Genomic DNA, 13,353 nt, shown 5'->3' on the forward strand with positions numbered 1-13,353 from the left:
GACGATGAGTGAAGTACCTGATACCGCCGCTGCGATTGCGCCGGCTGCTGAGCCGAAGAGGCGCGCAAGCAAGAAGGCCGCAGGCCCGGCGCTCTCGAAGCTTCGACGTGCAGATCCGTTTCTCGAACGCGAGCTGCAGAAGTACGAGTATCCACTCCCGAGTCGTGAGTACGTCCTGCAGGTGCTGACGGAGCGCGGCGTGCCGATGACCGGCGAAGACCTCGCGGATGCACTCGACATCACGCTGGAAGAGGCTGACGTGTTCGCGCGCCGGCTCGGGGCGATGGAGCGCGACGGCCAGATGATGCGCAACCGGCGCGGCGCCTACATCCTGCCCGACAAGGCCGATCTGATTCGCGGTCGCGTCGAGGGCCATCCGGACGGTTTTGGCTTCCTGAAACCGGAGGAGGGCGGCGACGACCTGTTCCTCGGCCCGCGTGAGATGAAGGCGGTGCTGCACGGCGACCGCGCGCTGGTACGCGTGACGGGTGCCGACTGGAAGGGGCGGCGCGAGGCGAAGATCGTCGAGGTGCTCGAACGCGCCAACGAGCGTGTCGTTGGCCGCGTGGTTGTCGAGCACGGCGTGCATTACGTGGTCGCCGAGAACCGCCGCATCAACCAGGAGATCCTGCTTGCCCGCGAAGGGCGCACGAAGCTGCCGGTTGCCGGTCAGGTCGTGACCGTCGAGCTGGTACAGCAACCGACCAAGAACAGCCAGCCAATCGGCAAGGTCGTCGAGGTGCTTGGTGCGTATGCCGACCCAGGTATGGAAATCGAGATTGCGCTGCGCAAGCACGATCTCCCGTTCGAATTCTCGAAAGCTGCGAAAGCCCAGACGGCGAGGATCCCGGATACGGTGCGCGAGAGCGACCTGGGCGGCGGGCGTGAGGACTTGCGTGCGTTGCCGTTGGTGACGATCGACGGCGAAACCGCAAAGGACTTCGATGACGCCGTGTTCGCCGAACCGGTTGGCAAGGGGTGGCGACTGGTGGTCGCGATCGCCGACGTGAGCCACTACGTCACCGAGGGCAGTGCGCTCGACAAGGATGCTTACGAGCGCGGCAACTCGGTTTACTTCCCGCGTCGTGTCATCCCGATGTTGCCGGAGAAGCTCTCGAACGGACTTTGTTCGCTGAATCCGAATGTCGATCGCCTTTGCATGGTGTGCGACATGGCGATCTCGGTGACCGGCAAGATCCAGCGTTACCGCTTCTATCCGGCGGTGATGCATTCGAAGGCCCGCCTGACCTACACCAAGGTCGCTGCAGCGCTGTACGACAAGGACGAAGCGACGCGTGCCGAGCTGGCGCCGCTGCTGCCGCATCTGGAGTCGCTCGACGCGGTGTTTCAGATCCTGCTCAAGGCACGTGCGCGCCGCGGCGCGATCGATTTCGAGACGGCCGAGACGCGCATGGTCTTCAACGACCAGGGCAAGATCGAGAAGATCGTGCCGGAGACCCGCAATGATGCACACCGCCTGATCGAGGAGTGCATGCTCGCGGCGAACGTGTGCGCATCGGAATACCTCGAATTCAACGAACAGCCGGCGCTCTACCGGATTCACGAGGGCCCGAAACCGGAAAAGCTGGAAAAGCTGCGGACCTTCCTTGGCGAATTCGGTTTCGATCTGGGGGGTGGCGACGACCCCGCCGCATCGGATTTCGCGCGACTGATCGACCGCATCAAGACGCGGCCGGATCGCCAGTTGCTGCAGACGGTGATGCTGCGCTCGCTGCGTCAGGCGATGTACAGCCCGGACAACGTCGGCCACTTCGGTCTCGCCTACGACGCCTACACCCACTTCACCTCGCCGATTCGCCGTTACCCCGATCTGCTGGTGCATCGCGCAATCAAGGCCGTGATCGCGCGCCAGCAGCCGCGCAAGAAGAGCAAGGCGGCAGAAGCCCTTGCCGCGCTGGACCTCGATGAAGTCGGCGCGCATTGCTCGGCCACCGAGCGCCGGGCGGACGAAGCCACGCGGGATGTCGAAGCCTGGCTCAAGTGTTTCTTCATGCAGGATCGTATTGGCGAGGAGTTCGAGGGCAGCGTGTCGGCGGCCGTGCCCTTCGGCATCTTCGTGGCGCTCGACGATGTGTTCATCGAGGGCCTGGTGCACATCTCGGATCTTGGCGCGGACTATTTCCATTTCGACGATGCGCGTCACGAACTGGTCGGTGAGCGCACGGGGCAGCGCTTCCGCCTGTCCGATCGCGTGAAGGTGCAGTTGGTGCGCGTGGACCTCGAAAGTCGCAAGATCGATTTCCGCTTGGTCGAGGCCACGCCCTCGGCGACTGCCCGTCGTGGCAAGACCGCGCGCGACGCAGCGCGTGGTGAAGCGCGCGAGAAACCGGTTGTGGCGGCGTTGGATGATGACGAAGGCGAGTTCGTGAGTTGGCGCGAGCTGCAGGGTGTAAAGGCAGGTGCTCAGGTGCCTGGCGCTGCTGCAGGCCGCCGCAAGGCAAGCGGGCGGCAGCGCGAACGCAGCGGCCCGCCGCCGACGGGTGTGAAGGGGGTCGGCGCCAAACCCGCCAAGAAAGCGGGCGCAGCGCCACGTAAGGCGACGGGCGGGAAACCCGCCCCGGCGGGCAAGAAGCCGGCACCCAAGGGTGGGCCGCGCAAGAAGGGAGGCCGCCGTGGCTGAGACGCGATACCTCCACGGCTTTCACGCAATCGGCGCCAAGCTGCGGCATGACCCGGAATCGGTGCTGGAGATCTACCTCGACGCCAAGCGGGCCGATGCCCGTGCCAAGGATCTGATCGCGCGCGCCGAGCTGGCCGCGGTGCGTTTGCACCCGGTTGACGGCCCGCGGCTTGATGGCATGGCAGGCACGCACCGCCACCAGGGCGTCGTCGCGAAGATCGACGCGCGCCAGCGCGCGCTGAAAGTCGACGATGTGCTCGAAGGGCTGACGGAACCGGCCCTGCTGCTGGTGCTCGATGGGGTGACTGATCCGCACAACCTTGGCGCTGCGTTGCGTGTGGCAGACGGCGCTGGGGCGCATGCGGTGATTGCGCCGAAGGACCGCTCGGTCGGGCTCAACGCCACGGCGATGAAGGTTGCCAGCGGCGCTGCAGACACCGTGCCCTACATCACCGTCACCAACCTCGCGCGTACCTTGCGCGAGCTGCAGGAGTTTGGCGTCTGGTGCGTCGGGGCGGCCGGCGAGGCGGACAAGGATCTGTATGCGATCGACCAGCGCGGTTCGCTCGCGTGGGTCCTCGGGGCGGAGGGCGATGGGCTGCGTCGGCTCACCCGCGATACCTGCGACGAATTGGCGAAGATCCCGATGTACGGTTCGGTCGAAAGCCTCAACGTGTCGGTCGCCAGCGGTATCTGCCTGTTCGAGGCGCGGCGGCAGCGGACGCGTGGAGCCTGAGGCGGCGGCTCGCGGTTGGCTCGCCCTCCTTGGTCTCAAACGGCGGTTGATCGCGTCGGCCGTGTTATGATTCGGCGTGGCGGGTCTCCTCGCATTGCAGCGTGGGAATCTGGTCAGGTCCGGAAGGAAGCAGCCATAACCGCTCCCTGCAAGTGCCGGGGGTCAGGCTCGCCACCCTGAATACGAAAAGGGCGTCGAAGGAAACTTCGACGCCCTTTGCTTTTTCTGCGGTAGTTTCGCGATCAGGTGGCGATGCCGACGTGTTTGCCGATGCCGTGTGCCGGCCGGCTGATCGTATGAATTCGGGAATCCGGCGCGTGTGCGTTGTCGGAGTTGAGCAGTGCTGCGCCTTGCATCGCCAGCACCGTCGATCCGGCCATGAAGATCGCGAGCCCGAGGCTGCGGCGGGCGCGGCGCAGGGCATGGCTGCGAGTGAGTGCTTGCATGGTGACCTCCCGGTGACTGTGTGCTTGGCTTGTAGTCTGGTTGCTTGGCGCTCTTAGGGCTAATTGATTAAAGCAACCACTGCGATCAATATTGGCTATCGGCACACGTGTGCCTCTGCCCGCGGGCGTGCTCTGGCCCTCTGCTAGAATCCCTCGCATGAGTTACTTGGTGCTGGCGCGCAAATGGCGCCCGAAAAGCTTCGACACCCTCGTCGGGCAGGAGCATGTGGTGCGCGCGCTGACGCATGCGCTCGCCACCGGCCGCCTGCATCACGCCTGGCTCTTTACCGGTACGCGAGGCGTTGGCAAGACGACCATCTCGCGCATCCTGGCCAAGGCGCTGAACTGCGAAACCGGCGTGACCGCAACACCCTGCGGGGTCTGTTCGGCTTGTCAGGAAATCGATGCGGGGCGCTTCGTCGATTACGTAGAGATGGACGCGGCCTCGAATCGCGGCGTCGATGACATGGCCTCGTTGCTGGACAAGGCGGCTTACGCGCCGACCCGCGGCCGCTACAAGGTCTACATGATCGACGAAGTGCACCAGCTCACCGGACACGCGTTCAACGCGATGCTCAAGACGCTGGAAGAGCCACCGGCGCACATGAAGTTCATTCTTGCGACGACCGATCCGCAGAAGATCCCGGTGACGGTGCTGTCGCGCTGCCTGCAGTTCAACCTCAAGCAGATGCCCCCGGGGCATATCGTCGACCACCTGTCGCGCATCCTTGAGCAAGAGAACGTGCCCTTCGAGGCGGGTGCGCTGCGTCACCTCGCGCGGGGTGCGAACGGTTCGATGCGTGACGCGCTGTCACTGCTGGATCAGGCGATCGCGCATGGGGCCGGCCGCGTCGAAGAGCAGGGTGTGCGCGACATGCTCGGCTCGGTCGGCGAAGATCAGCTCTACGCGCTTGTCGAAGGCCTCGCGGCGCAGGATCTGCCGGCAATGCTGGCCGTCGCGGACGAAATGCAGGCGCGCAGCCTCAGCTTCGAGGCCGCACTGCAAGCCTTCGCGAGCCTGCTGCACCGGCTTGCGCTGACGCAGTTCGCGCCGCAGGCGATCATGGATCTGCAGGAGCGTGCACAGCTCGAAGCGCTTGCGGCGCGCTTCGACCCGGAATTCCTGCAGCTCGCTTACCAGATCGCCATTCATGGTCGCGACGACCTCGCGCTGGCGCCCGATCCCTACGCCGGATTCACGATGACGCTGCTGCGCTTGCATGCCTTCCGGCCCGAAACGCCAGGTGAGGCGCGTGGCACCGCGGGTAGCGCGCCGTCAGGCGGAGCCCCGCGTGCAAGGGCGTTGCCGGTGGGCCCGGCGCCGGCGGCCTCAGCCGCGCAATCGGCCCAAATGACGCAGTCCGTGGCGCCGAGGGCGGCTGCGCCCGCTGCAGCATCGACGCCGCGCGAACCGGCGTCCGATCCCGAACCTGAGCCTGCGGCGCCTGCCGCTGCTGTTCCGGCAGCGCATATTGAGCCGCCGTTCGAACCAGGGTTCGATGCGCGTTACGAGCCGGTGCTGGAGCCGGATTTCGAACCGCCCTTCGAGCCACCTTATGTGCAGACGGCGGCGCCCATCGCAACACCTGCCGCTCGCGAACAGGCGCCGAAACCCGCCGCTGCGATGCCGCAGCCTGCTGAACCCGAAGTCTGGAACGGCGCGCTGGACGATTGGCACGGCATGGTCGCGGCGATGCGCCTGGGCGGTCTGGTTCGCGAGCTCGCACAACAATGCGAGTTGCTGGGTTTTGATGGCTCGTTGGTGCGCTTGCGCCTGCCGGAAACGCACAAACATCTCGCTGCGATGCAGAGCACGCGGGACAAGCTGCAGGACGCGCTCTCGGCACTGCTGGGGCGTGCCGCGCGTCTGGGTATCGAGATTGGCGCTGTGGCCAGCGAAACGCCGGCTCAGCGCAACCAGGTTGAAAAGCAGCGCCGGCATGCTGATGCGGTGGCGGCGCTGGAGGCCGATCCCTTCGTGCGCGAGGTGATCGAACGATTTGATGCGACGCTTGTGGAAGCGTCGGTAAAACCGTTTTAAGAAGGAGAGCAAGCGATGTTCAAGGGTGGTGGCATGGGCAATCTGGCCGGGCTGATGAAGCAGGCTCAGCAGATGCAGGAAAACATGAAGAAGGCGCAGGAAGCGCTGGCGTTGATCGAAGTTGAAGGTGGGTCCGGCGCCGGCATGGTCAAGGTGCTGATGACCTGCAAGTACGATGTGCGTCGCGTGACGATCGATCCGTCTGTCATGGACGACAAGGAAATGCTCGAAGACCTCGTAGCCGCCGCGATGAACGACGCAGTGCGCAAGGTCGAGGCCACCACGCAGGAGAAGATGTCCGGCTTCACTGCCGGCCTGAACCTGCCGCCGGGCATGAAGCTGCCCTTCTGAGCAATCGATGCGTTGGGCACGGCAACGTGCCCGCGCATCACGACTGACGCGACCGCATGCCCGCTGCCCTCGACGAACTGATTGACGCCCTGCGCGTATTGCCGGGCGTTGGGCCGAAGTCCGCCCAACGCATGGCTTACCACCTGCTGCAGCGGGATCGTCAGGGCGCGGGGCGCCTGGGTCGGGCTCTGGATGCGGCGCTCGCGCACATCCGGCATTGCGATCGCTGCAATACCTTCACCGAGGCGGAGGTATGCGATCGCTGCGTCAACCCGGCACGCGATCCGCAGCAGCTCTGCGTGGTCGAAATGCCGGCCGATCTGGCAATGATGGAGCAGACCCACGCCTACCGCGGTATGTACTACGTCCTGATGGGCCGCGTGTCGCCGCTGGATGGCATCGGCGCGCGTGAGTTGCGGCTCGATCGTTTGTTGGCGCGGGCGACCGACGGGACCGTGCAGGAAGTGATTCTCGCCACCAACTTCACCAACGAAGGCGAGGCGACTGCACATTACGTGGGTGAGATGCTGCGTGCGCGCGGGCTGAAGGTCAGCCGCATTGCCCGCGGCTTGCCGGTCGGCGGCGAGCTGGAGCACACCGATATCGGAACAATTGCGCAGGCGCTGGTCGAGCGTCGCGTGCTCTGAGGGCTGCAAGCTGGACGAACAACGCTTTCTCGATTTGCTGTTCGGGCGTATCAAGCGCCCTTGGGTGACATCGGTATTGCTGCTGGCCAACGGCTTGGTCTTTGCTTGGCTGATGCTGCATAGCCACGGCCTGCTGCAGATCGATAGCCGGGTGCTGATCCGCGCCGGGGCGCTGTACGGCCCGGCCGCGCTGACCGGGCAGACTTGGCGTGTCGCCACGGCACTGTTTCTGCATGGCGGCCTGATGCACATCGCGATGAACATGTTCGCGCTGTGGCAGGTCGGTGCGGTAACCGAGCGCCTCTTCGGCCACCGGAACTATCTGCTGACCTACGCCGGGGCCGGGCTGCTGGGTTCGCTCGCGAGCCTGTGGTGGAAGCCTGCCGTGCTGAGCGTTGGCGCTTCCGGCGCGATCTTCGGTCTCTATGGCGCCTTGCTCGCCTACCTCATCTTCGAGCGCCGCGCGGTGCCGGAAGGCCTGTTGCGCGAACTGCGCACCAGCACCGTCGCCTTCATCGGTTTTTCGCTGTTCGCGGGCTTCACCTTGCCGGGCATCGACAACGCGGCGCACGTTGGTGGCCTCGTGGGCGGTTTCATCCTGGGCGCTGGCTTTGCGCATCCGCTCGACCAGCGACCCGGTTTGGCGGTGTGGTTGCGCGGGCTGGCCGGCATTTCGGCGGTGAGTGGTCTCGCGCTGGTGATGTGGGGTGGTGCGCAGCCGGCTGGCGAGGGCTTCCGCCGCATGGCCGCCGAACAGCACCAGACGCAGTTGTTTGCCGAAGCCGACCAGGAGCTGACACAACACACGGCGGCGCTGGTCGCCGGGATGCGGCAGGGCAAGATCACCAGTGCGGAAGCGCTGGAACAGATCGAAGGGGAGCTGCTGCCGGGAAGGGAACTGCAACTGCGAGCCGTGACGGCTTTGCCGGCCGGCGCTCCAAACCGCGAGCTGCTGTTGCGCTATGTGCAGGCGCGGCGCAATGCGGTGGTGGCGTTGGGGCAGGCATGTACGACCGGAAACCCGCGCTGGTTTGACCTGGCGGTCAACCACTCGCTGCGGGCCGACAACATCATTCTTGCGTTGCGCCTGCAGCAGGTTGAGGGCGTGAAGAGCAGGCAATAAGTTCGCCCGGGGGAGGGCAGCAATGAACACAGCGGTGGGTGCTACGGTGAAATGGGGTGTGCTCGGTGCAGCACGGATCGCCGAACAGGCAGTGATTCCTGCCATCCGCGCTGCGGGCGGGCATGTTGCCGCGCTGGGTTGCCGCGATCTGCAGCGTGGCCAGGTCTATGCCCAGCGCAACGGCATTGCGCGCACCGTGGATTACCTCGATCTGGTGCAGCACGCTGACATTGACGCGGTGTACATCGCGTTGCACAACGCAGCCCATTTGCCATGGGCGCTCGCGGCGCTGGCCGCCGGCAAGCATGTGCTGTGCGAAAAGCCGCTCACGCTTAATGCGCGCCAGGTTGCGCAGTTGCAAGCGGCGCAACGGATTCACGGCCGCCTTGCGATGGAGGCCTTCATGTACCGCTTCCATCCCGCTATCGAGCAACTTCACGCGCTGGTGCGCGATGGCGCGATCGGCCAGCCCAGGGTGATGCGCGGTGCTTTCGCTTTCGTGCTCGACCGGCCCGAGGATGTGCGTTGGGATCCGGCCATGGGCGGCGGCGCACTGTATGACGTGGGCTGCTATCCACTCGATCTGATGCGTCAGATCACAGGCGAGCAGCCCGACGTGCTGGCGGCGCAGGCGAGCTACACCGATCGTGGCGTCGACCACGCTCTGAGCGCGTTGCTGCGTTTCGGCGATGCGGCGGCGCACATGGATTGCGGCTTCTCCTTGCCCTTCCATCAGGGTTTCGAGGTGCTCGGGGCGCATGGCGCCTTGCGCATCGACCAGCCCTTCCTGAACAAGGAGCGGGAGGTCGTGCTGTGGCACGACGCCCACGCGCAGCACTTTCCGCCCACCGATGCGTATGTGCGCATGGTGTCGCATTTCCAGCGTGCGATCCGCGCCGAGGAGCCGCTGCGCTATCCGCTCGACGATGCGCTGGCACAAGCGGAGACGCTGGACCGGGTATTCCTCGCGATGGAACCCGCGCCGACCGGCGCAATGTGATGCGTTGCGCAGGGCCACTGCTAAGCTGAAAGCAGGCCCATAACAAGAAGACGAGGGTTGCGATGAAAGCATTGCCGGCGGTGATGAGTCATCCGGGTGTGCGGCGCTGGGGGCGCCGTGCGGCGATCGCGATGATCGCGGTGCTTGCTCTGGCGGGGGCGGTTGCCGTCGTGGCACCGCCGTTCGTGCGCGGTGCGCTGCAGAACGAGTTGGGCGCCATGCTCGACCGGCCGGTCACGGTCGGCGCCGTGCATATCAACCTGCTTCGGCTGTCGGCCGGCATCGACGACCTGAAGATCGGTGGCCGGGCGGGCGAACCTCCGTTACTCGAAATCGGCCGTGCCGAGGCCAACCTTGAAGGTGCGAGCTCCCTGCTGCATCGTGCGGTGGTGGTGCGCTCGCTGCGGGTTGAGCGGCCGCAGGTCTACATCGCCCGCGAAGCGGCGAACCGCTACTCGATCAGCGATATTCTCGAGCGCCTCGCGAAGCAGCCGAAGAAAGAGGGCGGCGGCGATACCCGCTTTGCGCTCTACAACATCGAAGTCACCGAAGGTCTGCTGCGCTTCAACGACAAATCGGTCGGCCGCGAGCACCGGATCGAGCGGCTTGCCTTCGCCTTGCCTTTCATTTCGAGCATCCCGGCAGATGTCGAGGTGTTTGCAAACCCGCGTCTGTCGGCGCTGGTGAACGGCACTGCCGTGGAACTGGGCGGCAAGACACGTCCCTTCTCGCGCGAGCGGCGCGATGCCGAACTCCAACTCAAGCTGGCACCGGTGGAGCTTGCGCCCTACTTGGCTTATCTGCCGAAGAAACCGGGGGTGTCGCTGGAGAAGGGCAAGCTCGCGGCCGACCTGCATCTGCGCTTCGAGCAACTGCTCGGCAAAGCACCGAGCATCTCGCTATCGGGCCAGGCCAGCCTGCTGGACTGGCTGGTACGTGATTCCGATGGCAGTGACATCGCGCATTTCGACGCCTTGCGAATCGCGCTCGCCGACGTCCAGCCGCTCGCGCGCAAGGCACATGTGCAGGCGGTGGAACTGGTGAAACCGGAGGTGGCGGTCGAGTTCGATCGCAGCAATCGCATCAAGGCGGTACTGGCGATCCAGCGCGAGCTGCTGGCCTATACCGGGCCGGCTGAAGAGGTGACACCCGCAAAGCCGGATGCCGGGGCTGGCTGGCAATGGCAGCTCGACCGTATTGCGCTGGAGCACGGCCATGTCGGCATATCGAACGTCACAACCGACCCGCCCGTGAAAATGGCGGTGGAAACGCTGGATATCGAGCTCAAGGGGCTTTCGTCTGCGCTCGACAAGCCGGCGGGCCTCAAGCTCGCAGCCAAGGGCGACGCAGGCGAATCGATCGGGCTGGAGGCCAAGCTCACGATCAAGCCGCTGCACCTGGCGGGCGTGCTCGATTTCGCCGAGCTGCAGCCAGCGCGAGGGGCGTCCTACGTCGCGGGCACGATACCGGGCCTCATTGTTGATGGCGCGCGCCTGACCGGCCGCGTGCCGCTGGATCTGCAGGTGGGCGAGCAGGGTGTTGGTGTTGTGCTCACCGATGCTGAACTTGGTGCCGCCGACATGGCGCTGCGCCTGCGTGGCGAGAAGACCCCGTTCCTGAAGGTGCCGAAGCTCGCGTTGAGTGGGCTGACGCTCGATTTGCCGCAACGGACGATCAAACTGGGCGCGGCGAGCATTGATGCGCCGGAGTTCGCCCTGCAGCGCGATAAGGACGGCCGCTTCAACCTCGCGCGCCTTACGGGCAACAAACCCGCAGCCAAGGCGGGCGAGGCGCCCAAAGCCACCCAAGCTAACAAAGCGGATACCGACTGGCACTATGCCCTGGGCGAGCTGACGCTCAACGGGGCGACGCTGCGCTACGACGACGTCTCGCGGCCGACGCCGCTGCGTCTGAACCTCTCGCCGTTGACCTTGGCGGTCAGCGATGTCGAGAGCAGTCCGGGCAGCTATGCGCAGTTCAAGCTGACAACAGGTTGGAATCAGAAAGGCCGTCTGTCGGTGAATGGCCGTGTGTCGCCGCAACCGCTTCGCACCGATCTGAAGATTGACGGCAGCGGGCTCGATGTAGTGCCGCTGCTGGCGCAGGTGACGCGCGACTATGAGGTCTCGGTCACGCGCGCCAAGGTCTCTGCGCAGGGCGCACTGAGCCTTGATCTGAGTAAACCTGATGCCCCCGCGGGCAGCTACAAGGGCCGGGTGGCGGTGGCGGACTTTTCCTCGCTGGATCTGATCAACGACGCCGACTTCGTGCGCTGGGGCAATTTCTCGTTCAGTGGCATTGATCTGCGCTTGTCGCCGTTGTCGATTGGTGTTGGGGAAATTGCGTTACGCGATCTGCAGACGCGCCTGATCCTGAGCAAGGAGGGGGAGCTGAACCTGCGCGAAGTCACGCAGCGGCGGCATGCGGACGACGACACCCCCGCGAGTGCGACGCCCGAAGCGAAGAAGCCGGCCGCCGCGGCCAGCACGGCGACCGTGCCGCCGGCGAAGCCGATGCCGCCGATCCGTATCGACCGTATCGTGCTCAGCGGCGCGTCGATCAATTACAGCGATCGCTTCGTGCGGCCGAATTTCGATGCACGCCTGTCGGGTGTTGCCGGCCGTATCGAGAACCTTGGCACCGATCCGGCAAAGGTGGCGGCGCTTGATCTGCGCGGTGCGGTGGATGGACTGGCGCCGCTCGAAATCAGCGGCCAGCTGGCGCCGTTCCGCAACGACCGCTTCCTCGACGTGAAGACCTCGGTGAAAGGGTACGAGCTCACTGCGCTGTCAGCCTATGCCAGCAAATACGTCGGCTACGGCATCGAGAAGGGCAAACTCTCGATGGATCTGCGTTACCGCATCGAGGACCGCAAGCTCAGCGCCGAGAACCACGTTTTCCTGGATCAGCTGACTTTCGGTGACAAGGTCGAGAGCCCTGATGCGACATCGCTGCCGGTTCGCTTCGCGGTGAATCTGTTGAAGAACAGCCGAGGTGAGATCGATGTGAACCTGCCGGTGGGCGGCACGCTGGACGATCCGGAGTTTTCGGTTGGCGGCATCGTCTGGAAGATGATCCTCAACTTCTTCGGCAAGATCGTGTCGTCGCCGTTCTCCTTCCTCGCGGGGGGTGATGGTGGTGCGGATGTCTCGCAGCTCGCCTTCACGGCCGGCTTGGCGCGGATCGATGCCGACGGCGCCAAGCGACTCGAGCTCATCGCCAAGACCCTGAAGGATCGCCCGTCACTGACGCTGGACCTGACCGGGCGCGCCGATCCGCTGGTGGACGCCGAGGGGCTCAAACGCGAGAGCTACCAACGCAAGGTTCGCAGCCTGAAGCTGCAGGACATGGCCAAGGTGGGCGAGTCCGGCGGCGGCATTGACGAGGTGCGCATCGATCCAGCCGAGTATCCGGCACTGCTCAAGCGCGTTTACGCCGACGAGAAGATCCCCAACAAGCCGCGCAACGTCGTGGGCATGCAGAAGGATGTACCGGTCGCCGACATGGAGCGGATGCTGATGAGCGTTGCGAACGTGGGCGATGCCGATGTGCGAGCGCTGGCGCAGGAGCGCGCGAACCAGGTCAAGACCTGGTTGGTCGAAACCGGAAAGGTGCCGGTCGAGCGCGTGTTCGTGCTGGCGCCCAAGCTGGGCGAAGACAAGGACAAGAGCGACGCGAAGGCTGCCACAAGCGCCAGCCGCGTCGATTTTTCGCTGCGCTGACCCGACCAGGCTGGCGCGAATTCTGGCTGACGGAGCATACCCAACCCATGACCCACGCACTCGCTGCGGAAGCGCTGGACCAACTCTTCAACAGCGCCCGTACGCACAGCGTCTGGCTCGACAAAACGGTCGAGCCCGCGTTGCTGCATCAACTCTACGATCTGCTGAAGATGGCGCCTACTTCAGCCAATTGCTCGCCTGCACGGATTGTTTTCGTGACCTCCCCAGATGCCAAGGCGCGCCTCGCGCCGGCACTCGATGAGGGTAACCGCGCGAAGACCATGGCTGCGCCGGTGACGGCGATCATCGGCTACGACCTGCAGTTCCATGACCAGCTCAGCGACCTGTTTCCGCATAGTGATGCGCGTGCGTGGTTCGCCGGCAACGACGTCAAGATCCAGACCACCGCTTTCCGCAACGGCAGCCTGCAAGGGGCCTACCTGATTCTTGCCGCACGCGCGCTGGGGCTGGATTGCGGGCCGATGTCCGGTTTCAACAACGCGATGGTCGATGCCGAGTTCTTTGCCGGCACAGCGATCAAGAGCAACTTTCTCTGCAACCTCGGTTACGGCGACCGCAGCGCGCTGTATGCGCGCAGCCCGCGCTTCGCCTTTAACCAGGCTTGCAGCATCGTCTGAGGTGAGCC

The 13,353-nt window shown here is 65.0% G+C and carries 10 protein-coding genes and 1 other RNA gene; 10 read left to right on the forward strand and 1 reads right to left on the reverse strand.

Features of this window, described 5'->3' with window-relative positions; all coding sequences use genetic code 11:
• Positions 1 to 4 precede the first annotated feature (4 nt).
• From rnr to ffs, 3 genes are all read left to right on the forward strand, one after another.
• Positions 5 to 2,641 carry a ribonuclease R gene (gene rnr / locus ACE3P0_RS02845; RefSeq protein ID WP_374399605.1) on the forward strand — a complete coding sequence of 879 codons (2,637 nt, stop codon included), beginning with the start codon at positions 5 to 7 and terminating at the stop codon, positions 2,639 to 2,641.
• Positions 2,634 to 3,377 carry a 23S rRNA (guanosine(2251)-2'-O)-methyltransferase RlmB gene (rlmB, locus tag ACE3P0_RS02850; protein WP_374399607.1) on the forward strand — a complete coding sequence of 248 codons (744 nt, stop codon included), beginning with the start codon at positions 2,634 to 2,636 and terminating at the stop codon, positions 3,375 to 3,377. Before rnr ends, rlmB begins: the two co-directional genes overlap by 8 nt.
• A gap of 78 nt (positions 3,378 to 3,455) precedes the next feature.
• Positions 3,456 to 3,553: signal recognition particle sRNA small type (ffs, locus tag ACE3P0_RS02855), an RNA gene on the forward strand.
• 66 nt (positions 3,554 to 3,619) lie between these two features.
• On the opposite strand, the gene ACE3P0_RS02860 is transcribed toward ffs, so the two are convergent.
• Positions 3,620 to 3,823, reverse strand: a complete 204-nt coding sequence (locus tag ACE3P0_RS02860; RefSeq protein ID WP_374399609.1) for a hypothetical protein — start codon at positions 3,821 to 3,823, stop codon at positions 3,620 to 3,622.
• A 157-nt stretch (positions 3,824 to 3,980) separates the two neighbouring features.
• Between ACE3P0_RS02860 and dnaX the strand changes: the two genes are divergently transcribed.
• The 7 genes from dnaX to ACE3P0_RS02895 all read left to right on the forward strand — a co-directional run bounded on the left by dnaX (position 3,981) and on the right by ACE3P0_RS02895 (position 13,345).
• A complete protein-coding gene (gene dnaX, locus ACE3P0_RS02865) occupies positions 3,981 to 5,864 on the forward strand; it encodes a DNA polymerase III subunit gamma/tau (RefSeq protein ID WP_374399611.1) in 1,884 nt (627 codons plus the stop codon).
• A 15-nt stretch (positions 5,865 to 5,879) separates the two neighbouring features.
• Positions 5,880 to 6,215, forward strand: coding sequence for a YbaB/EbfC family nucleoid-associated protein (locus tag ACE3P0_RS02870; protein ID WP_374399613.1), 336 nt, complete (start codon positions 5,880 to 5,882; stop codon positions 6,213 to 6,215).
• Between the two features lie 56 nt (positions 6,216 to 6,271).
• Positions 6,272 to 6,862, forward strand: a complete 591-nt coding sequence (recR, locus tag ACE3P0_RS02875) for a recombination mediator RecR (protein WP_374399615.1) — start codon at positions 6,272 to 6,274, stop codon at positions 6,860 to 6,862.
• Positions 6,828 to 7,985: a rhomboid family intramembrane serine protease gene (locus ACE3P0_RS02880; RefSeq protein WP_374399617.1), complete on the forward strand. Its 1,158-nt coding sequence runs from the start codon at positions 6,828 to 6,830 to the stop codon at positions 7,983 to 7,985. The genes recR and ACE3P0_RS02880 overlap by 35 nt, the downstream gene beginning before the upstream one ends.
• Before the next feature lie 22 nt (positions 7,986 to 8,007).
• The gene (locus tag ACE3P0_RS02885) at positions 8,008 to 8,985 is read left to right on the forward strand and encodes a Gfo/Idh/MocA family protein (RefSeq protein ID WP_374399619.1); all 978 of its coding nucleotides are present in this window, start codon (positions 8,008 to 8,010) and stop codon (positions 8,983 to 8,985) included.
• Between the two features lie 62 nt (positions 8,986 to 9,047).
• Positions 9,048 to 12,707: a DUF748 domain-containing protein gene (locus tag ACE3P0_RS02890; protein WP_374399621.1), complete on the forward strand. Its 3,660-nt coding sequence runs from the start codon at positions 9,048 to 9,050 to the stop codon at positions 12,705 to 12,707.
• 47 nt (positions 12,708 to 12,754) lie between these two features.
• Entirely contained in the window at positions 12,755 to 13,345 is a 591-nt protein-coding gene (locus ACE3P0_RS02895; protein ID WP_374399622.1) for a malonic semialdehyde reductase, read from the forward strand.
• Positions 13,346 to 13,353: the final 8 nt, after the last annotated feature.

The organism is Niveibacterium sp., assembly GCF_041909475.1.
Lineage (GTDB): Bacteria > Pseudomonadota > Gammaproteobacteria > Burkholderiales > Rhodocyclaceae > Niveibacterium.

What these genes read in the sequence shown, in the direction of transcription:
- rnr (WP_374399605.1), top strand. Translation starts at nt 5, where the DNA reads ATGAGTGAAGTACCTGATACCGCCGCTGCGATTGCGCCGGCTGCTGAG.
- ACE3P0_RS02860 (WP_374399609.1), bottom strand. Translation starts at nt 3,823, where the DNA reads ATGCAAGCACTCACTCGCAGCCATGCCCTGCGCCGCGCCCGCCGCAGC.
- dnaX (WP_374399611.1), top strand. Translation starts at nt 3,981, where the DNA reads ATGAGTTACTTGGTGCTGGCGCGCAAATGGCGCCCGAAAAGCTTCGAC.
- ACE3P0_RS02870 (WP_374399613.1), top strand. Translation starts at nt 5,880, where the DNA reads ATGTTCAAGGGTGGTGGCATGGGCAATCTGGCCGGGCTGATGAAGCAG.
- recR (WP_374399615.1), top strand. Translation starts at nt 6,272, where the DNA reads ATGCCCGCTGCCCTCGACGAACTGATTGACGCCCTGCGCGTATTGCCG.
- ACE3P0_RS02885 (WP_374399619.1), top strand. Translation starts at nt 8,008, where the DNA reads ATGAACACAGCGGTGGGTGCTACGGTGAAATGGGGTGTGCTCGGTGCA.
- ACE3P0_RS02890 (WP_374399621.1), top strand. Translation starts at nt 9,048, where the DNA reads ATGAAAGCATTGCCGGCGGTGATGAGTCATCCGGGTGTGCGGCGCTGG.
- ACE3P0_RS02895 (WP_374399622.1), top strand. Translation starts at nt 12,755, where the DNA reads ATGACCCACGCACTCGCTGCGGAAGCGCTGGACCAACTCTTCAACAGC.